General features: G+C 71.8%; 18 protein-coding genes. 8 read left to right on the forward strand and 10 right to left on the reverse strand.

Annotation, left to right across the window (positions count from 1 at the left end):
* Positions 1-10: 10 nt before the first annotated feature.
* From ACFW9Z_RS11745 to tgmA, 4 genes are all read right to left on the reverse strand, one after another.
* Complete coding sequence (locus ACFW9Z_RS11745) at positions 11-2,206, reverse strand: DEAD/DEAH box helicase (RefSeq protein WP_384638071.1); 2,196 nt, start codon at positions 2,204-2,206, stop codon at positions 11-13.
* A 122-nt stretch (positions 2,207-2,328) separates the two neighbouring features.
* The gene (locus ACFW9Z_RS11750) at positions 2,329-3,483 is read right to left on the reverse strand and encodes a protein-L-isoaspartate(D-aspartate) O-methyltransferase (RefSeq protein ID WP_384638074.1); all 1,155 of its coding nucleotides are present in this window, start codon (positions 3,481-3,483) and stop codon (positions 2,329-2,331) included.
* Positions 3,468-4,415, reverse strand: coding sequence for an MvdC/MvdD family ATP grasp protein (locus ACFW9Z_RS11755; RefSeq protein WP_384638077.1), 948 nt, complete (start codon positions 4,413-4,415; stop codon positions 3,468-3,470). The genes ACFW9Z_RS11750 and ACFW9Z_RS11755 overlap by 16 nt, the downstream gene beginning before the upstream one ends.
* On the reverse strand, positions 4,412-4,693 hold the full coding sequence (gene tgmA / locus ACFW9Z_RS11760) for a putative ATP-grasp-modified RiPP (RefSeq protein WP_384638080.1): 282 nt from the start codon (positions 4,691-4,693) through the stop codon (positions 4,412-4,414). The genes ACFW9Z_RS11755 and tgmA overlap by 4 nt, the downstream gene beginning before the upstream one ends.
* A 116-nt stretch (positions 4,694-4,809) precedes the next feature.
* Between tgmA and ACFW9Z_RS11765 the strand changes: the two genes are divergently transcribed.
* From ACFW9Z_RS11765 to ACFW9Z_RS11795, 7 genes are all read left to right on the forward strand, one after another.
* The gene (locus ACFW9Z_RS11765) at positions 4,810-5,625 is read left to right on the forward strand and encodes a Scr1 family TA system antitoxin-like transcriptional regulator (RefSeq protein WP_384638082.1); all 816 of its coding nucleotides are present in this window, start codon (positions 4,810-4,812) and stop codon (positions 5,623-5,625) included.
* Entirely contained in the window at positions 5,622-5,819 is a 198-nt protein-coding gene (locus ACFW9Z_RS11770; RefSeq protein ID WP_384638085.1) for a DUF397 domain-containing protein, read from the forward strand. Before ACFW9Z_RS11765 ends, ACFW9Z_RS11770 begins: the two co-directional genes overlap by 4 nt.
* Positions 5,820-5,836: 17 nt before the next feature.
* The gene (locus ACFW9Z_RS11775) at positions 5,837-6,034 is read left to right on the forward strand and encodes a DUF397 domain-containing protein (protein WP_384638087.1); all 198 of its coding nucleotides are present in this window, start codon (positions 5,837-5,839) and stop codon (positions 6,032-6,034) included.
* Positions 6,035-6,252: 218 nt separating this feature from the next.
* A complete protein-coding gene (locus tag ACFW9Z_RS11780; protein WP_384638090.1) occupies positions 6,253-7,047 on the forward strand; it encodes a VOC family protein in 795 nt (264 codons plus the stop codon).
* Between the two features lie 122 nt (positions 7,048-7,169).
* Positions 7,170-7,424, forward strand: a complete 255-nt coding sequence (locus ACFW9Z_RS11785) for a WhiB family transcriptional regulator (protein WP_109162605.1) — start codon at positions 7,170-7,172, stop codon at positions 7,422-7,424.
* A gap of 71 nt (positions 7,425-7,495) precedes the next feature.
* The gene (locus ACFW9Z_RS11790; RefSeq protein ID WP_384638093.1) at positions 7,496-9,166 is read left to right on the forward strand and encodes a GMC family oxidoreductase; all 1,671 of its coding nucleotides are present in this window, start codon (positions 7,496-7,498) and stop codon (positions 9,164-9,166) included.
* 92 nt (positions 9,167-9,258) lie between these two features.
* Positions 9,259-12,639, forward strand: coding sequence for a hypothetical protein (locus ACFW9Z_RS11795; protein ID WP_384638096.1), 3,381 nt, complete (start codon positions 9,259-9,261; stop codon positions 12,637-12,639).
* A 52-nt stretch (positions 12,640-12,691) separates the two neighbouring features.
* Here the strand turns inward: ACFW9Z_RS11795 and ACFW9Z_RS11800 are convergent, their stop codons facing one another.
* From ACFW9Z_RS11800 to ACFW9Z_RS11820, 5 genes are all read right to left on the reverse strand, one after another.
* Positions 12,692-13,666: an acyl-ACP desaturase gene (locus tag ACFW9Z_RS11800; RefSeq protein WP_384638099.1), complete on the reverse strand. Its 975-nt coding sequence runs from the start codon at positions 13,664-13,666 to the stop codon at positions 12,692-12,694.
* Between the two features lie 270 nt (positions 13,667-13,936).
* On the reverse strand, positions 13,937-16,339 hold the full coding sequence (locus tag ACFW9Z_RS11805) for an ATP-binding cassette domain-containing protein (protein ID WP_384638102.1): 2,403 nt from the start codon (positions 16,337-16,339) through the stop codon (positions 13,937-13,939).
* A gap of 115 nt (positions 16,340-16,454) precedes the next feature.
* The gene (locus ACFW9Z_RS11810; RefSeq protein WP_384638105.1) at positions 16,455-18,086 is read right to left on the reverse strand and encodes an ABC-F family ATP-binding cassette domain-containing protein; all 1,632 of its coding nucleotides are present in this window, start codon (positions 18,084-18,086) and stop codon (positions 16,455-16,457) included.
* Between the two features lie 298 nt (positions 18,087-18,384).
* Positions 18,385-18,801 (reverse strand): SsgA family sporulation/cell division regulator, encoded by a 417-nt coding sequence (locus tag ACFW9Z_RS11815; RefSeq protein ID WP_384638108.1) that lies wholly within the window; start codon positions 18,799-18,801, stop codon positions 18,385-18,387.
* Between the two features lie 217 nt (positions 18,802-19,018).
* Positions 19,019-19,321: a YciI family protein gene (locus ACFW9Z_RS11820; RefSeq protein WP_384638111.1), complete on the reverse strand. Its 303-nt coding sequence runs from the start codon at positions 19,319-19,321 to the stop codon at positions 19,019-19,021.
* A gap of 126 nt (positions 19,322-19,447) precedes the next feature.
* On the opposite strand from ACFW9Z_RS11820, the gene ACFW9Z_RS11825 reads away from it, so the two are divergent.
* The gene (locus tag ACFW9Z_RS11825) at positions 19,448-20,140 is read left to right on the forward strand and encodes an endonuclease V (protein WP_384638114.1); all 693 of its coding nucleotides are present in this window, start codon (positions 19,448-19,450) and stop codon (positions 20,138-20,140) included.
* Between the two features lie 14 nt (positions 20,141-20,154).
* On the opposite strand, the gene ACFW9Z_RS11830 is transcribed toward ACFW9Z_RS11825, so the two are convergent.
* Positions 20,155-20,742, reverse strand: coding sequence for a hypothetical protein (locus ACFW9Z_RS11830; protein WP_384638117.1), 588 nt, complete (start codon positions 20,740-20,742; stop codon positions 20,155-20,157).
* Between the last annotated feature and the right edge of the window lie 67 nt (positions 20,743-20,809).

Genomic DNA, 20,809 nt, shown 5'->3' on the forward strand with positions numbered 1-20,809 from the left:
CGGCGTCCGGTCACTCCGAGCGACGGCCCAGCCGCTGCTGCTCCTCCTCCACGATCCGCCGGGCCAGATCACCGTCGGACACGTCCACGGCGTCCGGCGCGGCCTCCGCGAGGTCGCTGCGCCGGGCGTACGCGTCGAAGAGGCGGTCCTTGCGGGCCAGCAGCTCCACCATGCGCTGGTCGACGCTGTCCGCCGCCAGCAGCCGGTGCACCTGGACCGTGCGCACCTGCCCCATCCGGTGGGCGCGGGCGACGGCCTGGTGCTCCAGCGTCGGCTTGATCTGCGGTTCGCACAGGATGACCACCGACGCGGCCTGCATGTTCAGTCCGGTGCCCCCGGCCTGGATCTGGCTCAGCAGCACCGCGTGTCCGTCCACGGCGGAGAAGGCGTCGACCAGCTCCTGTCGGCGGGCGGCCGGGAGGCTTCCCGAGATCGGCCCGAACGTGTCCGGCCCCAGCGCCTCGCCGACCGTGGCCAGCACCTCGCGGAAGTAGGAGAAGACGACGACCTTCAGCCCGTTGTCCCGTGCCTCGTCGACCAGTTCGCGCAGCCGCTCCAGCTTGGCGGAGGCGGCGGGATCGGCGTACGCGGCCCGGCGCATCCGCATGAACTGCCCCGACGCCACCGCCTCCCGGTACACCTCCAGGTCCCCGGCGCTGAACTCCTCCCACTCGTCCACGTGCACCAGGGCCGGGAGTTCGGCGAGGACGTCCACCTGGTTGCGGCGCAGATAGGCGGGGGCGACGGCTCGGCGGAAGGCCTCCGAACCGGCCGCCCCGTGCGTCGGGCTCACCACATCGGCCAGATCCGGGCGGAGCTGACGGACCAGGCTCCGGAACTCCTCCACCCGGTTCTCCATCGGCGTCCCGGTGAGGAACAGCACCCGCCCCGCGCGCTCCGCCCACCCGGCGACCGCCTGCGCCCGCCGGGTGGCGGGGTTCTTCACGAAGTGGGCCTCGTCGACGACGAGCATGGAGAGGGCAGGTCCGGCCTCGGGGAGGGTCCGCAAGGCGTCGAACGTGGTGAGCGCGACCCCACCTTCTGACACCCACTCAGCGAACGCCTCCAGCCGGTCCGCCCCGTGCACCGGCAGCGCCCGCAGGGTGGAGCGGGCCCGGACCTCCCGGCTCCAGTTGATCAGCACGCTCGCCGGGCACACCACGAGGAAGTGGGTCTCGCCCCGCGCGGCGAGATGGGCGAGGGCGGCGATGGCCTGCACGGTCTTGCCGAGCCCCATCTCGTCCCCGATGATCACCCGCTCCTGGGCCAGGGCGAAGCGCGCCCCGAACGACTGGTAGCCGCGCAGGGAGACCCGTAGCCGCGAGTCGTCCAGCCGGAGCGCCCGCACCCGGTCCGCGATCCCGGCGGGCAGGAACCCCTCGGCGGCGTCCCGGTCCGGGCCGCTGCCCGACAGCTCGGCGAGCAGGCTGTAGTACTCGGCGGACCGCAGCTCGAAGTCCACCCACGCCCCGGGCGCCGCCTCCGGGGCCCGCAGCAGGTCCACGGAGACCTGCCCGAACAGCATGGGCAGCTCCTGCGCGTCCGCCTCCGCGAGCGCCGCACGCAGCCCCGTTACGGCCCCGACCGCGCGGGCGCGCGCCTCCTTGCCGCTGAACAGCATCCGCAGTCGGCTCCCGGCCGGTGCGGCGGCGGCCACCAGCGGATCGAGCCGCTCGGCCAGCCGCTGGGCCGCCTCCACCGCCCGCCGCGCGTCCGGACCGGCCTCCACCAGCCGGTGCAGGGCGACGACCAGCGCGGTCGTGGCCTCGTCGGGGGCGTCCATGTCGATCCGTACGGAGACGGTCTCGCGCACCGCGTCGGCGATCTGCCCGGCCGCCGCCAGCGCCTGGTCGGCGGTGTGCGCCCCGACCCCGGGAATCTGCCGGAGCTCGTAGCGCCCCGTGCCGTGGACCTGCCCGACGGTCGCGAACCCGGCCTGTTCGAGCGCGCCCAGCCGCAGCCGGCCCTCCGTGACGTCCTTGAGCCGGGCGACCGGGATGGCGGTCAGCTCCCGGTCGACCAGGGAGGAGAGGAGCGGGTCGAGGACATCCCGTACGGCCTCGACGGCACGGGCGTGGTCCTCCCGCACGGCACGGGCCCGGTCGAGCAGCGCACCTGCCTGCGCACGCGCCTCCCGGGCGGCCCTGCCCGTCGCCGCAGGGCGGGCCTTCGCCCCCGTGTCCGTCATCGTCGGTCTCGCTGCCATGGGAAGTGGTTCTCGTCGCCGTACGCCGCCGGGGGCGGATCTCTTCCCCCGCGTACGGTCATCGTCCCACGGCCCACTGACAGCCCCCGGACGCGGAGGCGGGCCAAGGGCGGCGCCCGGCGTCACGGCCGGGTCGGCACCCTCCAGGAGTCGCCGTCCGGGGACCCGTACCAGAGCGTGTGCTCACCGTCCGGGGCCACGGTGAGGCCGAACCGGTCCCAGGTGGGTTTCCCGTGTGCGACCCACCAGGACCACGTCTGCTCGACGGCCTCCCAGAAACCCTGGCCGTGATCCTGGTAGCTGCCCGCGCCCCCTCCTTCCCGGTGGTACGTGACCTCGCCCCACCGGCCGCCCGGCAGGACCAGGCGGCGCATCGGCCCGCCCTCCTCCGTGCCGTACTGGAGGTTCAGGCCGGGCAGCCTCGCGGACAGGAGGAACGCCAGGTGAGGGTCGTCGAAGTCCTCGACGGGGATACCCGAGACGCCTTCGGAGCGTTCACCGAGATCCGCCCACACGGGCCGTACGGGCTCGGCCTCGTGCCGCGCCGCCATGAAGGACCCGCCGTCCTTCGTGAAGCGGCCGGAGAGAGTGCCGTCGGGACGGGCTTCCAGGAGTACGAGAGCGGAGCTCATCGGGCCGAACACGTTGGCAATGAGCCTGCCACCCGGGGCGAGCGCCGTGCGGACGGAGTCCGTGAGGTACGGCAGCCCGAAAGAAAAGATGATCTTGCTGAACTGTCGCTGCCATCGCCACGAGGTGGCGTCGGCCTCGATGACTTCGGGCAGGTGACCCAGCGCCTTCAACCGGTCCTTCGCCGTGTCCGTACCACTGATGTCGCACGTGACGAGCCGGTCCGGCCCGGAGACCAGCTTCAGGATCAACGCGGCCTGGTAGCCGGTGCCCAGCCCCGCGTCCAGAACATCGTCCCCCGGCTCGATGCCGAGGCTTTCGAGCATCCGGGCCGTGAGGCTCGGCTGCGTACTGGACGAGGTGGGAACACCGTGCCAGCCGCCGTCCACCGCCTCGGCCGAGCCCAACTCCGTGACCAGCGAGGCGTTCGCGTAGATCGGCTCCAGCCACCGCGCACCGTCCTCCTCCGTGCGCCGCTGCCACAGCGTCGGCGAGCCGCCGCGCTGTTGGAAGTACGCCGGGACGAAGACATGCCGGGGAGTCGAGGCGACAGCCTCGTACACGGGCCGCGAGGCGATGTCTCCGGACGCCCGCAGGGAGTCCGCCAAGGAGCTTGCCTCGGGGGCCCAGTTCAGAGATCGCACCATTCCTCCAGGAGGGTGGAGATGGCCTTGGCCACCGGCAGGTCGGGGGAGTTGGCCCAGGCCCACTGCCCGGACGGGTTGGCCTCCAGGAACAGCCACCTTCCCGAAGGCTGCACGATGAAGTCCGCGGCGAAATAGGCCAGATCCATCACGGCCGCGTACCGTTGCAACGACTGGAGCACCTCCTTCGGCGTCTCCATGGGAGTGAGCCTGATCGAGTCGTAGTCCGAGCGCCAGTCGACGCGGGCTCGATCGCTCTCGGTGTCGATACGGACGCAGAAACACTCGTCCCCGATGAAGACGGCCCGGACCTCGAAGTCCTTCTCGATCCGCTCCTGGAACAGATGAGCCGTCAATTCGACTCCTTCCAGGGCGTCAAGGTCCGGCTCCCGGGTGTAGAGGGCCTCGTACCCGCCCGCATGGGCTACGACAGGTACGCCCAGCGCCTTGGTGACGACCGGGCCGCGAGTCAGGTGCGAGAACCGCCGCACCGCGTCCGCCTCCGTGGTCACCAGAGTTCGGGGGACCGACAGTCCGGCCGCGCGTGCCACCTGGAGCTGCCTCGGTTTGAACTCGGCGGCCGACGCCTTGGCCGGATGGTTGAGATACGGCACGTCCAGGCTCGTCATCACACCACCGAAACCGATACGGGCGGCGCCCCTGGCGTAGTGCTCGTCCGATGCAGACAGCCCGGAGAATCTGAACCCGCTCGGCCGGTTCCAGTACACGGCCTGGATGGCGGTGAGGTCGACGGTCCTCTCCCCTTGGGTGAGGACACCCTCCCAGCACCACTGGCTGAACGTGGCGCGGAAGTTCAGCTCGGACGGGAACTCGGCCATGTCCATACGGAACATGGGGACCCCCGCCGAGGCCAGCTCGCGGACCACCAGGTCGGTGCCGGCCTCGAACGGGTTGTCCACGATCAGGACCGTCATTCGATGAACCCCGGATCGCTTCCCTCGTCGTGTGACGGTGGGTTCTTGGGGTCGCCGTCCGGATTCGTCTTCTGGCTGGTGGCCATGGTGATCAGTGGCGTGCCGTCCACCATGGTCGCGGTCTGGGTCACCCGGTCGTACACGCGTGTCTCCACACGCGGTACGGACAGGTCGACGGGCGTGAAACGCGCTCCTTGCAGCGCATAGGGGCGTACGAGTGCCGGTCGATGCGCGACCGGCACCGGCCTCCCCAGGGGAAGTGGCTCAATGACGTTCATGGATTCCTCTCGGTGGGGGGAACTTCGCCGTTCAGCAACCAGGTTGGCGGTGTAGCCGTACGATCACCAGGGGTAATAACTTCGAGTCCGTAACGCGGAAAAATGGAGTCGCGCACATGGCGAGGCCACCGAAGGAGCTGACGCCCGAGAAGAGCGTCGAGGACCTGCTCGGGTCGAAAATCCGCAAGCTCAGGCAGGCGCAGGGCTGGGACGTCACCGACCTCGCGGCGAAGGTGTTCGTCAGCCCGGGCCGGATCAGCTCGATCGAGACCGCGAACGACCCGCCGGGGCGGGACCTCACGGTGAAGCTGGAGCAGGTGTTCGGCGTGGACGGCTCCCTGGTGGAGCTCCAGACGCTCATCAAGTCCGAGGCGTTCAAGAACTACTCCCGGCGCTTCCTGCGCGCCCAGGCCAACGCCCGGTCGATACACGAGTTTTCGCCCGGAGTTCCGGGGCTGCTCCAGACCTCCGACTACGCACGCGCGTTGATGGCGCTGGACTTCACGGACAATCCCGAGGGCTTGGAGGACTCCGTGATCCGACGAGCCGAGAGGCAGGAGGTCTTCGGCCGGGAGAATCCGCCGTGGCTGTGGGTCGTTCTGGCCGAGCCCGCCCTCTACCAGGTCCACGGCAGTCCTGAGGTCATGGCCGGGCAGATCGATCACCTGCTGGATATGGGCGAACGCCCGTACATCCACATTCAGGTGCTCCCGATCGATCAGCCTGCGGTGCCGGGCTCGATCAGTCTGCTGACCCTCCGGGACGGCACGCGAACCGCCTACGCCGAGGGGTTCAACACGGGCACCTACTACCAGGAGCCCGGTGATGTCGATAGGTTCCAGAGGATCTACGATCACATCCAGGCTGGCGCGTTGGACCTTGACGCGTCCGCACAGGTCATGAGGGACGCACGAAGGAAGTACCAACGATGACACGGCAGTCCGATTGGCACATCAGCTCGTACAGCGGCAGCAACGACAACTGTGTCGAGGTGAAGGTCGCGGATGCGGGCCTTCCCGGTGTGGTCCGCGCGCGTGACAGCAAGGACATCAGCCTCCCCGAGGTGAGGGTTCCTGCGGCTGCGTGGGGCGTGTTCGTCGCGTACGTGAGTGACCCCGAGGTCTGACAGAAGGAAGTACCGCGATGACATCGCAGTCTGACTGGCACATCAGCTCGTACAGCGGTAGCAACGACGACTGCGTCGAGGTGAAGGTCGCGGATGCGGGCCTTCCTGGTGTGGTTCGTGCGCGTGACAGCAAGGACACCGGCCTCCCCGAGGTGCGGGTGCGGGCCGCCGCGTGGGGCGCGTTCGTCGCGTACGTCAGCCATCCCGAGGTCTGATCGAGGAAGACAGTGGCAACCTCCCCCCGGCCTGAGACCGGGGGGAGGTTTCTTTGTTCCGGCCGGAGGACTCCGGCCCCACGGCCCGGACGGCCCTTCGTGGACTGCGGTTGTCAGTGGGCGGTGCGAGACTCGATGGGACAGGGAACAGCCCCGTTCCGCCGTGCATGTGTGTGCGTGCGTGCGGGGCACGGGAGCCGCTGAAGGAGGCCGCCGCCATGCGCAACCCCGCCTTCCCCGACGGAGCGCCCAACTGGGTCGATCTCGGCACGCCCGACCTGGAGGGGACCACCGCCTTCTACGGGGGCCTCCTGGGCTGGGAGCACGTTCCCGGCGGCCCCGAGGTCGGTGGCTACGGGATGTACACCCTGGACGGCCACACCGTCAGCGGTGTCATGACGGTCCCCGAGGAGCAGGCTGCCAGCACCTGGTCGATCTACTTCCAGTCGCCCGACATCAACGCCACCGCCCAGTTGGTGACCCGGTCGGGCGGGCGCGCCGCGTTCTCGCCGATGGACGTGCTGGACTACGGGCGGATGGGCGGCTTCGCCGATCCGGCCGGGGCGTATTTCGGCGTGTGGCAGCCCCGGAAGAACCCCGGCCTCGGTCTCATCCAGGAGCCGGGCTCGCTCCTGTGGGTCGAGCTGTACACCCCGGACGTTCCGGCGGCGGTCGTGTTCTTCGCCGATGTCTTCGGCTGGCGGACCAATCCGTTGGTGGTGGAGGGCACCCAGTACGTGTACACCACTGTTCACCCCGCGGGCACCGGCCCGGAGCTGTCGTTCGGCGGCCTGGTCACGATGAGCGACGTCCCGGCCGAGGCCGCGCGCGGCACCCACTGGCTGCCGTACTTCGCGGTGGAGGACGTGGAGGCCACGGTGGGCGCGGCAAAGCGGCTCGGCGGTGCGGAGTCGCTTCCGCCGATGGAGGTGCCCGGTGTCGGCACGATGGCCACCATCACCGATCCGTACGGGGCGGTCTTCGCGGTGATGAAGCCCCAGCCGAGGCGGTAGAGGCAGAGGAGGAGCAGAAAGGGGGAAGGGGGAAGAGGGAAGAGGGAAGGGGGGGCGGATGATCAACGGCGATTGATGGATCGTTGATCAGTCGTTTATCGCGGCCGGGCAGCGTGTCTTCCATGCTGATCAATACAGTGACCGAGGACGCGCTCGACTGGCAGGAGACCGCGTTGTGCGCGCAGGCCGGACCCGAGTTCTTCTTCCCGGCCCCCGGCAGTTCGACGCGCGAGGCCAAGCAGCTCTGCGGGGCCTGCGAGGGGCGCGTGGCCTGCCTGGAGTACGCACTCGCCAATGACGAGCGGTTCGGCGTCTGGGGCGGGCTCTCCGAGAAGGAGCGCGAGCGGCTGCGGCGGGAAGAGCGCAATCGGGGCTGAACAGCCCCCGTACATGCCAGACTTCCGCTGTCCGTCACAGGCAGGCATCCGCACCGGGCAGGGGAGTTGCGATGAGCGTGCAGGGGCAGGGGCTGGAACTGAGTCAGGGGCAGGGACTGGGGCAGTCCGGTTCGTCCGGCGAGCGCACCGCCACCTATGACTACATCGTCGTCGGCGCCGGATCGGCGGGCTGTGTCCTGGCCGCGCGGCTCTCCGAGGACCCGACGGTCAGAGTCGCGCTCGTGGAGTCCGGCGGGCCCGACCGGAAGCCGGAGATCCGCATCCCGGCGGCCTTCCCGAAGCTGTTCAAGACCCCGTACGACTGGGACCTGCACACCGTCGCCCAGCCGGGCCTGGACGGCCGCGAGCTGTACTGGCCGCGCGGGCACACCCTCGGCGGGTCCTCGTCCATCAACGCCATGATGTGGGTGCGCGGCCACCGGGACGACTACGACGCCTGGGCGCGGAGCGCGGGGGAGGACTGGTCCCACGACACGCTCGTACGGTATTTCCGGCGGGCGGAGCAGTGGACGGGCCCCACCACCGCGAGCACGCCCCACGGCACCGAGGGGCCGCTCTTCATCTCGCCGCCCCGCGACCCGAGCCCGCTGAGCGCGGCCTTCCTGGCCGCCTGCCGGTCCGACGGCCTCCCCGAGCTGCCCGAGCTCAACGTGCCCGACCACAGCGGCTGTTCCCTCACCCCGCTCAACCAGCGCCGGGGCCGCCGCTGGAGCGCGGCCGACGGCTATCTGAAGCGGCGGGCCGCCCGCCGGGCCAACCTGGACATCCTCACCGGTACGCGCGTCCGCTCCCTCGCCTTCGACGGCCCCCGCGTCACCGGTGTGTACACGGGGACCGGCCGCCCCGGCCGCCTCACCGCCCGCCGTGAGGTGATCCTCAGCGCGGGCGCGATCGGCTCGCCGCACCTTCTGCTCCGCTCCGGTATCGGCGACCCCGAGGCGCTGCGAGCGGCGGGGATCGAGGTGCGCGCCGCCTCGCCGGAGGTCGGCCGGAACCTCCAGGACCATCTGTCCTTCGCCCTCACCGTGCGCTGCCCGCAGCCGGTGACCCTGACCGGGGCCGACACCCCCGCCAACCTCGCGCGCTACCTCCTGGCCCGGCGCGGGCCGCTGACCTCCAACGTCGGGGAGGCCGCCGCGTTCATCCGCTCCACCCCGGAACTGGCCGCCCCCGACCTGGAGTTGATCTTCGCTCCGGCACCCTTCATCAACCACGGGCTGGCCGCGCCCACCGAGCACGGCCTCACCCTGGGCGTCATCCTTCTCCAGCCCGGGAGCACCGGCAGCATCACCCTCGCCGCCGACTCCCAGGGCGTGCGGATCGACCCGGGGTACCTCACCGACGCGTCCGACCTCCGCCGCCTGATCGCGGGCGTCCGCCGTGCGGAGAGCCTGCTCGCCTCCCCGCGGCTCGCCCCGTACACCGGCGAACCCATGGGCTTCTACCCGGGCGTCGTCGACGACATGGAGCTGGCCCGGGCGATCCGGGGCGCGGCCGAGACCCTGTACCACCCCGTCGGCACCTGCCGTATGGGCGAGGACGAGGGCGCGGTGACCGACCCCCGGCTCCGGGTGCGCGGGGTGGCGGGGCTGCGGGTCGTCGACGCGTCGGTGATGCCGAGGATCACGCGCGGCCACACCCACGCCCCGACCGTCGCCCTCGCGGAACGCGCCGCCGAACTCATCCGCGCGGACGCCCGGGCGGAGGCGGGGGCCCGGTAGCCGAACGGGCCCTGGCACCCCGCTCCCGCCCCCCGCTCCGTAAATCCTTAAATCCTTCGGGCGGATGGCCCCCGGCACGGCACAATCCCCCCATGACCGACGCACAGCCCCTCGTCCTCGCCGCCGCCCTCCTCGACGCGCTCGACCCCCTGCCCCACCCGCGGCGGATGCGCGAACTCGCCGTGCGTACAGCGCGGTTGGCGGCTCAAGGAGTGCTGCGCCCGGTGCTCGACGAGCTGGGTGACGGCGATCCGTACGAGCGGCGTACCGCCGTGGTCGCCGCCGCCGTCGGGCGGGACACCGAGTGGATCGGTGCGCACATCGCCGATGAGGACAGTGTCGTACGGAGCCATGCCCTGCGCGCGGCCCGGAGCCTGGGGGTGCCGGACCACGTGTACGAGGAGGCGTTCGCCGACGCGCCCGCCGCCGTACGGCGACAGCTCGTACGGGCGATCGTCCTCGACCGCCGCACCGAGCTCGCCGACCGGCTGATCCCCGTCCTCCGTACGACGTGGGGCGACACCGAGGCGGCCCGGCTGCTGCCCGGGTGCTCGGCCGCCACGGTCCGGGAGCTGCTGCCCGCGCTCTGGCGCTCGGCGGCCTGCTGGTCCGCGCTCGGCCACCGCCACCCCGGCCCGCTGCTCGACGCGGCCGAAGCGGAGCTGGCCGCCCTGCCCGCCGCCGAACTCGACGGCTGGTGGCACTGGTACGGCTACGACCGGGGCGTCGTCGCCGCCGCGCGCGCCCTCCCGCACCGGGTGCTCGACCTCCTCGAACGGTACGGCCCCGCCCGGCTCCCGGGATCGCTGTTCGGCCGCCTCGGCCACCTCGCCACCGCCGACCCCACCCGCTTCGCCCGCCTCCTCCTCGCCCCCGACATCTGCGCGGTACCGGAGCGGGCGCTCAGCCGCACCCTGCTGCACCGGCTGGTGGGCGAGCTGCCCGACGCCCTCCTCACCGAACTGGCCCGCGACACCACCGCTCTCCAGCCCCGACTGCTCCGCGCCCTGCCGCCCTCCCGCCGCGCCGCCGTCCACGAAGCGGTCACCGCGGGGCAGGGGGAGGGCGCCGAAGTAACCGTCGACACCGCGCTGTTGGGCGCTCTGCCCCGTACCCATGTGGCGTCCGTCGCGCGCCGCCTGGCCGACCGCGCCCGGACCCGCGGCGCCGACCGCGCCACTGTGCTCCGGGCCGAGTCCTACCTGCCCTTCGACGAGGTACGGGAACGGCTCCTGGCTGCCGCCCGCGAACCCGCCGCCGACGACCGGGCCGCCGCCTGGTCCCTGCTCGTCCGCAACGCGGGGCGCTCCGGCGACCGGGCGAGCGTCGCCACCGTGCTGGAGGACCTGCTGCGGCTGCGCAACGAACAGGACCCCGTCCGCTCCGCCGCGCTGCGCGCCCTGCTCACCGTCCCGCCCGCGCTCCTCACCGACACCGTGGAACCGCTGCTCGACCGCATCGCCGCCGACACGGTGGAGGCCCGCGACTCCTCCGCCGGGAGCCGCGCGGCCCTCAGCTCGCTCGCTGTCGCCGTCCTGCGCGAACACGCGGTCACCGGGGAGAGCGCCCTGCTCAACTGGGCCCTGCGCACCCTGGTCCGGATCTCCGGCAACAGCGGCAGCGCCGACCTCGGCCGACTGGACCGGACCCTGCGCCGGGGCCAGGAGCACACCGTCCTCGAAGCGCTGCGGCCCTGGCTGGAGGCGGGCGCCGAACGCTCCGACTACGACCTCGTGCTGGCCCTCGCCCGGGCCCTCGGCCGCCGCGCCGACGCGCTGCCCGGCCTCCAGGAGCTGCTGTGGCAGGCCGTGAGCTACGGCGGCGAATCCACCGCCCGCAGCGCCGTCGACCTCTGGCTCCGGCCTCCGGCGGAACGGGACGCACGGGTCGAGCGGCTGCTGACCCGCGACCCGTCCGCCGCCGCGCTGCCCTCCGTACAGCGGATCCTGACCACCCGGCGCACCGATCTGCTGGACGCGTACGTCGGCGGGACCCCGCCATGGGGCCGCTTCCTCACCGCCGGAACGGTGTGGACCATCGGCACGGAATCCGCCGGGACCCGCTGGGTTCCCCGCCAACAGCGCTCCGTACAGGTGCGGTTGGAGCTTACGGTGGCGGACGAGAAGCTTCCGCTGTCCGTACGTGGCGTGGCGCTCGGGCGGCTCGCCCGGCTGCCCGGCCGGGGCGCCGACGCCGTACGGGCCTGGGCGGACGCCCCGGACGTGGTGCTCGCGGAAGCGGCGCTGGCCGCCCTCGCGCACACCGACCGGCCCGCCGACACACTGCCCGACCTGCTGGCCCACGCCGGGGACGACCGGGCCCGGGTCGCGCTGTACGCGGCGGGCCGGGCCGCCGCCCACACCCGCCCCTCCCGGCTGCGCCCCCTGCTCGCCGCCCGCACGGCACCCGGCACCGGCAAGGTGACCAGCCGCAAGGAGACGGTCCGGCTGGCCGCGGCCCTGCTGCCGCTGCCCGAAGCGGCCGCCCTCCTCGCCGACGCGTACGCACAGCCGGACCAGCATCCCGATGTGCGGGCGGCCTGTGTGGCCTCCGGTACGGAGCTGCTGGGCGACGAGCGGATGTGGGAGGTGATGGCGGACGCGGCGACGGGCGGGCGCGCCCTGCGCACCGCCGTCCTGGCGACGCATCCGAACGAGCTGGACCCCGGCCACCGGCCGCGCTACGCCAAGCTGATCCAGCAGGTGTGCGGGTCCGAGGACGATGAACTCGTCGCCCTCGGCCACCGTGCGCTGCGGCCGTGGCTGCCCTGGGCGCCGGGAGCGGCCACCCTCCTGGTCGAGGCCGTCACCGACATGGACCGGCGCTCCACCTGGGGCTCGGCCGCCGACACCCTCGCCGAGGCCGCCCCGGCGACCCCGCAGGCGGCAGCGGCGCTCAAGCGCGCGCTGACCCTGCTGGCGACCGGGGAGACGGCGGACGACGCCGGAGCGGAACGGGACCGGCCCGCCCGGCAGCGCATCGGCCGGCTCACCGGGGCGCTGACGGGGTGTGCCGAGACGTACGGCCCACAGGGCAGGGCCGTGCTCGGCGAGGCCGGGCGGGTCCTCGCCGGTCACCACGATCTCGTACCGCAGGCCGCGTCCCTGCTCGCGGACTCACTGGAGCTGGACGGTACGGACGCCGACGCGCTGCAGGCCGCCCTGGTGGAGCTGGCCGCCCTGCACACGGGCCGCCCCGCGCTCGCCGCCCGGACCGCGGCCGCCGTCGGACGCCGTGCCCGTTTCACCCGTGGCGCGTACGCCGGTGACCCGGAGACTCTGCTGGTCGTCGTCGCACGGCTGTCGGGGACCGGAGACCTGGGCGAGGGGCTGCTCGCCGCCGAGCTGACGGTGGCCTGCGGCCGGCGCACCTCGTGGACCGGGCCGTGGCGCACCCAGCTGCGGATGCTGCGCCAGCACCCCTGCGGAGATGTGCGCGATATGGCGTACGCGGAGGTCACGGCCGTGGAGTGACACGGTGGAACGACAGCGGGCGAGCGCCCGGCGAGGGGGTGGAGCAGCGGCGTCAGGCGCGGCCGCGCGCGAGCATGCGGGCCTTGCGGGCGGCGAGCTTCTCGTCGAACTTCGACGCCTCGCTGTCCAGCCCGCCCATGTACAGACCGAGCTCCTCCTGCGCCTTCGCCCCCTCCGGGCCGAGGCCGTCGATGCTCATGACCTTCAGGAAGCGCAGCACCGGCTGGATCACGTCGTCGTGGTGGATGCGCATGTTGTAGATCTCGCCGATCGCCATCTGCGCGGCGGCCCGCTCGAAGCCGGGCATCCCGTGGCCGGGCATCCGGAAGTTGACGACGACATCGCGCACGGCCTGCATGGTCAGGTCCGGGGCCAGCTCGAAGGCGGCGCCCAGCAGGTTGCGGTAGAAGACCATGTGCAGGTTCTCGTCGGTCGCGATCCGGGCCAGCATCCGGTCACAGACCGGGTCGCCGGACTGGTGGCCGGTGTTGCGGTGGGAGACGCGGGTGGCCAGCTCCTGGAAGGCGACGTACGCGACGGAGTGCAGCATCGAGTGGCGGTTGTCCGACTCGAAGCCCTCCGCCATGTGCGCCATGCGGAACTGCTCCAGCTTGTCCGGGTCCACGGCGCGTGAGGTGAGCAGGTAGTCGCGCATCACGATGCCGTGGCGGCCCTCCTCGGCGGTCCAGCGGTGCACCCAGGTGCCCCAGGCGCCGTCGCGGCCGAAGAGGGAGGCGATCTCGTGGTGGTAGCTGGGGAGGTTGTCCTCGGTGAGGAGGTTCACCACGAGCGCGATCTTGCCGATGTCGGTGACCTTCGACTGGTCCGCCGCCCAGGCCTCGCCGTCCTCGAAGATGCCGGGGAAGTTCCGGCCGTCGGAGAACGGGACGTACTCGTGCGGCATCCAGTCCTTGGCGACCTTGAGATGGCGGTTGAGCTCCTTCTCCACCACCTCTTCCAGCGCGTACAGCAGCTGGGCGTCGGTCCACGCCTTCGAACTGCCGAGATGGGGAGAGGTGATCGTCACGGGGAACTCCTGGGGACGGGAGGTGGGGACGGGAGGTGGGGACGGGAGAATTACCTACGGCTTCGTAGGTTACGAGACCGTAGGTTAAGGCGACGGTAAGGGCAAAGCCAAGCCCGCCCCCGGGGGCACCCGATTACGTACCGTTATCCGCGCAGCTCGCGACCGGTCCTGGTCGGTCCTGGAGGGCCCTGGAGGGTCCTCGCAGCTCACCAGGGCTCTTCCTGGCTCTTCCTGGCTCTTCCTGGATCTCCCGGGCTCGTCAGGGGCTCGTCAGGGGCTCTTCCGAAGGCTCTTCGGGGGTTCTTCGGGCAGGCCGAGGTCCCGGCGCAGATACCGGGCGGTAACCGAAGCGCGGTCCGTGAGCATCCCTTCCGGTGTCCCCTCGTAGACCAGCTCCCCGCCCTTCTTCCCGCCGTCCGGGCCGAGATCGATCACCCAGTCCGCCCGCTTCACCACCTCCAGGTTGTGTTCCACGCAGATCACCGTGTTCCCCGCGTCGACGAGCCGGTCGAGCAGGTCCACCAGCGCGCTCGTGTCGGCCAGGTGCAGCCCGGTCGTCGGCTCGTCCAGGACGTACACGCCGGAGGTCCGGTGCAGCTGGGTGGCGAGCTTGATCCGCTGGCGCTCGCCGCCGGAGAGCGTGCTGAGCGGCTGCCCGAGGGTGAGGTAGGTGAGCCCGACCTCGTCGAGCGTACGGAGCTTCCGCAGCAGCGCGCGGTCCTCGGACCGCCCGGCGAACAGCCCGACCGCCTGCGCCGCCGTCATCTCCAGCACGTCGGCGATGGACCGGCCGCCGACCCGGTGCTTCAGTACGTCGTCGTGGAAGCGGCGGCCCTCGCACTCCTGGCAGGTCGTGGTGACCGGGTCCATGAAGGCCAGGTCGGTGGAGATCACCCCCCGGCCCGAGCAACCCGGGCAGGCCCCCGAGGAGTTGAAGCTGAACAGCCCCGCGTCGACACCGTTCTCCCGGGCGAAGACCTTGCGGATGGTGTCCAGTGCGCCGATGTACGAGGCCGGGGTCGAGCGGGAGGAGGCGGTGATCGCGCTCTGGTCGACGACCAGCGCCTGCGGGTGGGCCGCTGTGAACACCTCCGACACCAGCGTCGACTTGCCCGAACCCGCCACACCCGTGACCACGGTCAGCACCCCGGTGGGGAACGACACGTCCAGCCCTTTGAGGTTGTGCAGATCGGCTCCCTTGACCGGGAGTTGACCGGTGGGGGAGCGGAAGTCCGTCTTGAGCGGCGTGCGTTGGCGCAGGCACCGGCCGGTGAGCGTGTCCGCCTCACGCAGCCGGTCGAACGGTCCCTCGAAGACGATGTGCCCACCCTCCGCACCGGCCCTCGGACCCATGTCGACGATATGGTCCGCGACCGCCATCACATCCGGGTCGTGCTCGACGACCAGCACCGTGTTCCCCTTGTCGCGCAGCCGCACCAGCAGATCGCCGAGCCGCCCGACATCCCGGGGGTGCAGCCCGACGCTCGGTTCGTCGAAGACGAAGGTCAGCCCGGTCAGTGAACTCCCCAGATGCCGCACCATCTTGAGCCGCTGCCCCTCGCCGCCCGACAGGGTGGTCGTCTCCCGGTCCAGGCTGAGATAGCCGAGCCCGATCCCCACGAGCCGCTCCAGCCGCTCGCGGGCCGCCGCCGCGATCGGGCCGCCCACCGGATCGTCGATCCGCCCCAGCACGCCGACGAGATCGGAGACCTCCATCCGCCCGTAGTCGGCGGGCGAGAGCCCGTCGACGCGGCTGGCGAGCGCCGCCGCGTTCAGCCGCGCCCCCTCGCAGGAGCCGCATACCCGCTCGACGGTGAACCGGTCGGCCGCCGCGCGCCGCTTCTCCGACAGCGATGCCGTGTCCCGCTTGAGGTAGAGCCGTTCGAACCGCGTCACCACTCCCTCGAACCGCATGTCCGCCGAGCCCGTACGCAGATCGAGCCGGACGGTGAACCCGGAGCCGTACAGCAGGAGTTGACGCTCATCCTCGCCGTACGCGGAGAGCGGCAGGTCGTTGTCGAACCGCCCCGACCCGCCGTACAGGTTCCATTCCCAGCTGCCCACCCCGAGGCCGGGCAGCAGCAGCGCCCCCTCGTTCAGCGACTTCGACCAGTCCACCGCCCGGTCCAGATCGAGCCGGACCGTACGCCCCACCCCGTCGCACTCGGGGCACATCCCGGTGGGGTCGTTGAAGGAGTACGCGGTCGCCCCGCCCGCACTCGGCGTGCCGTACCGGGAGAACAGCACCCGGATCACCGACCAGATGTCCGTCGCCGTGCCCACGGTCGAGCGGACGTTGCCGCCCAGCGGCTTCTGGTCGACGACGACGGCCACGGACAGGTCCTCCATGGACTCCGCCCGTGGCCGCTCGTACTTGGGCAGCCGGTTCCGCAGGAACGAGGTGAAGGTCTCGTTCAGCTGCCGCTGGGACTCCACGGCGATCGTGTCGAAGACGACCGAGGACTTCCCCGAACCGGAGACGCCCGTGAAGACGGTGATCCGGCCCTTGGGCAGGGTGAGGGAGACATCGCGCAGATTGTTCTCGTGCGCTCCGGTGATGGTGATGCCGCGTTCGGTGGGGCGGGGGTGGGTGTTCGTGGCGGTGGTGTGCTGGGTGGGACGGTGGCGGGCGGCCGGGGTCGTGCCTGTGCCGCGTTCGGTGCTGTGATCCATGCCCGTGACGCTAGGCGCGATACCCGACAGCTTCTGTCGCCTTTTCCCGTGGATCTTGAGCTTCTGCCGCCCTGTCCTGCGGGACCCGCAGGACCCGTACGACCTGCGCAGCCTCTCACCGCCCCGCCCGCACCTCCTCGGGGGTCGTGTCCCGCAGCTCCCCGTCCAGCCGCAGCCACCGGGTGACCCCGATCGACTCCAGGAACGGTACGTCGTGGCTCGCCACGATCAGCGCCCCCTCGTACGCCGCGAGCGCTTCCGTGAGCCGCCGTACGCTCGCCAGGTCCAGGCTGTTCGTCGGCTCGTCCAGCAACAGCAGCCGGGGCGCCGGGTCCGCCAGCAGCAGCATCGCCAGCGCCGCCCGGAAGCGCTCCCCGCCCGACAGCGTCCCGGCCGCGTGATCGGCGGCGCCCCCCTTGAACAGGAAGTGCGCGAGCCGGGCCCGGATGCCGTTGTCCGTCAGGCCGGGGGCCGACCGCTTCACGTTCTCCACCACGGACAGCGCCTCGTCCAGCACGTCCAGGCGCTGCGGGAGGAACCCCAGCGGCAGCAGCGCCGTCGCCTCCCCGGAGACCGGGGCGAGCTCGCCCGCGATCGTCCGCAGCAGCGCCGTCTTGCCCGCCCCGTTGCGGCCGGTCAGCGCGATCCGCTCGGGGCCGCGCACCGTGAACTCCCCGTGCAGCGGCGGCCCGTAGGGCGGAACCGGGTCACGCAGGAGCAGCACCTCGCTCCCCGGATGCACCCGGGTCCGGGGCAGCGCGATGCGGATCTCCTCGTCCTCGCGCACCGCCGACTCCGCCTCGTCGAGCCGCTCCCTGGCCTCCGCCAGCCGCTCGGTGTGCAGGATGCGGTGTTTGCCGGCCGACTCCTGGGCGGACCGCTTGCGCTGGCCCATCACCACCTTGGGCTCCCGCTTGGTGTCCCACATCTTCTGCCCGTACCGCCTGCGCCGGGCCAACTTCATGTGAGCATCGGCCAGTTCGCGCTTCTGCCGCTGCACATCCGACTCGGCGGCCCGCACCATGCGCTGGGCCGCCTCCTGCTCGACCGCGAGCGCCTCCTCGTACGCCGAGAGGTTTCCGCCGTACCAGGTGACCGAGCCCTCCCGCAGATCCGCGATCCGGTCGACGCGCTCCAGCAGCTCAGGGTCGTGGCTGACCACGAGCAGCGTCCCGGTCCAGGCGTCCACGGCGTCGTACAGCTTCCTGCGGGCGACCGCGTCCAGGTTGTTCGTCGGCTCGTCCAGCAGCAGCACCCCGGGGCGGGCCAGCAACAGCGCGGCCAGCCGCAGGAGTACGCACTCGCCACCGGACATCTCCCCGACGGTGCGGTCCAGCCCGATGTGGCCGAGGCCGAGCCCGTCCAGGGCGGCGCGGGCGCGCACCTCCACGTCCCAGTCGTCACCGATCACCGTGAAGAGCTCCTCGCGGACATCGCCCGCCGCGACGGCGTCGATCGCCGCCCGCAGGTCCGCGATGCCCAGCACCTGATCGACCCGCAGGGCGGTGTCCAGGGTCACGGTCTGCGGCAGATGGCCGAGCCCGCCGACGGTCCTGATCTGCCCCTCCAGCGGGGCGAGTTCACCGGCGATGAGCCGCAACAGGGTGGATTTGCCGCACCCGTTGAGCCCGATCAGCCCGGTACGGCCGGGGCCCACGGCGAGATCGAAGCCGGAGAGGACTTCGGTGCCGTCGGGCCAGGAGAAGGAGAGGGAGGTGCAGCTGATGTGGGTGTCGGACGCAGACATACGGATCTCCTGGTACGTCGGTCGGGAAGTGAGCGAAAGGACGGCTGACGAGCTGAGATCGCACACGGGCACCCGGGGCTCACGACAGGCGTGGCGGGTGCTGCGCGGTGCGGGGGTCTCAGATCAGCAACGTCCTTCTCCGTCCGACGACAACAGGAACATCACGAAGGTAGGGCCGGGGTGTCCGGCCCGGCAACCGGTTTTCTCCGCTGTACGGCTAAGGCTACGACTGCGGCTACGACTTCGGCTGGGGGCAGGGGGCGCGGCTATGACGCCCTGGAGAGTCCGCCGGTGCCGGTCAGCAGGCGCCGCCGAGGAGATCGGTCAGGTCCCGGTCCAGATCCAGATAGCGGTACTCGTCGCCCACCGGTACCAGCTCCTGCGCCCGGTCCAGGAAGCGGCGCAGCTCGGCCGTGCGCACATGGACCATGGCGATGCCCTCGGCCGCGTGGAACTCCAGCACCGTGCGCTCGTACCCGAACGGCCGGACCCGGACGTCCCCCTCCCCGGCGGGAGTGTCGATCCCGGCCGTCAGCAGCTCGCGGGAGAACTCCCAGGACACCTCGGTCCCCTCCAGGGTCGCCGGGGCCGGGAACGCCATCCGCACGGCGAAGGGGTCCTTGCGGTCGTAACTCAAAGTGGCCGGCAGGGTTTCCATCCGCGGGGCGGACGCGACCATGCGGGCCTGCACGGACTGCTCGATAACGCTGGACAAGACCTGCTCCCTTTCGCGGCTGGGTGAACGGTTCCCGGCATTGGAGTAGACGACGGAAAGCATCGATCCGTGCACCGGCGGGTGGCGTGAGCTGCGTCACCGCCCACGCCCCGCTCCTCCGCCAGGCTCTCCTGCACCCCTGCCCTCCTGCCCGGTTCTCGGCCGCGCACCCTGGGCCGTGTGTGCACCGAGCAGGGGGAGAGAGGCCCGCCCAGCCCTACTGACCGGGCAACTCCTGCTTGAACGGGGCCAGTTCGGGTGCGGTCTTGGTCGCGATGAACTCCGTGATCCGGTAGGCGCAGACCCCGTGCGCGGCGAAGGGGTCGGCCGCGGCGATCTTCTCGATCCGCTCCCGGTCGTCCCCGACCGCGAGGATCACCCCGCCGTCCCGGGGGTTCTTGCGGCCCGAGGCGATGAAGACGCCCGCCGCGTACTGCTCGTCCAGCCAGGCGATGTGCTCCCGCATCAGCGCGTCCGCGCGCTCGACCGGGGCGGTGTAGGTCAATTCGAGTACGAACATGGCCGTCAGGCTACGGGAACGGCGATCCGCGAAAAGGCGGTGCGGGGCCGCGACACCCCGGGCGCGGGGCCGTGAGCAGGACGTCTGCGGCGGAAGAGGGACCGGACACCGCCTAAGCTGCTGGACATGACGACGCAGCCCACTCCCGCCCATGAGACCCCCGCAGACGAAGCCGAGGGCCGGGCGATCCAGGACCGCCTGCGCGGCCTGGTGGTGCTGGACGAGCCGGGTCCGCCGGCCGGGACCGGGCTGGTGACCGGGGTCGACGTGGCGTACGACGACGAGAAGGACACCGTCGTCGCGGCGGCCGTGGTGCTGGACGCCGAGACCCTGGAGACCGTGGACGAGGCCACCGCCGTCGGCAGGATCACCTTCCCCTACGTCCCCGGGCTGCTGGCCTTCCGCGAGCTCCCCACGGTGCTGGAGGCCCTGGAGTCGCTGACCGTCGACCCGGGCGTCGTCATCTGCGACGGCTACGGGCTCGCCCACCCGCGCCGCTTCGGGCTCGCCAGCCACCTGGGCGTGCTCACCGGGCTCCCGGTGATCGGCGTCGGCAAGAACCCGTTCACCTTCACGTACGAGGCCCCCGGCCCCCGGCGCGGCGACTTCTCCCTGCTGCTGGACGGCGACGAGACGGTGGGCCGTGCGCTGCGCACCCAGGAGAACACCAACCCGGTCTTCGTCTCCGTCGGCCACCGCATCAGCCTCGACAACGCCTGCGCCCACACCCTGCGCCTGGCCCGCCGCTTCCGCCAGCCGGAAAGCACCCGCCGGGCGGACGCCCTGTGCCGCCAGACCCTGCGGGAAGCGACCGCCTGAGGCGCACCGCGCCCTCACCAGCCGGGCTGTGCCTCGCCCAGCACTTCGCTGCCGATGTGCGCGGCGAGCTTCCGGGCCCGGGGCAGGTCGCCCCACTTGTCCACGTGGACGAAGACCGTGTGCTCCTCGGTCCACTGCCCCCACTGGGCCTCATCCCCGTGGAACACGATCTGCACCCCGTCGTACTTGCCCACGCCGGACAGCTCCGCCGCCGGGTCGTCCGGCCACAGGCCGTGCCAGTCGACCGAGGCCATGCCCCGGCCGAGAGCGGCGGTGAAGCGTTCCTCCACGCTTCCCGCCGGGGCGTCCGCCGTCAGGTCCAGCGGCAGATGCGGCCGGAGCGCCGTGTCGTCCGTCGCCGCCACGTCCAGGTCGAACCAGAGCTCCTCGCCCGCCGGACCGGTCCGCTCCTCCCCGTACTCGAAGACCGCCCGGGGCAGGAGCCCGGCCATCCGGCGCACCTCCGCGACCGTCCGCAGCTCCGCGAAGAGCTTGACCTCCTCCTCGCGCGTCGCCAGGAGGGCGCACAGGCGCTCGGCCCGCGCGTACGCCGACGACGCGTCGGTGGTCCTGAAGACGGGATATGCCCGGGAGTTGCCCATGGGGTGAACCGTCACACGCTCCTGCCGGCCCGCGCCACCGGATTTCCCGGTAGCCGGCCGTATACCG

The organism is Streptomyces sp. NPDC059452 (assembly GCF_042750035.1).
In the GTDB taxonomy this organism is placed as follows: Bacteria; Actinomycetota; Actinomycetes; order Streptomycetales; family Streptomycetaceae; genus Streptomyces.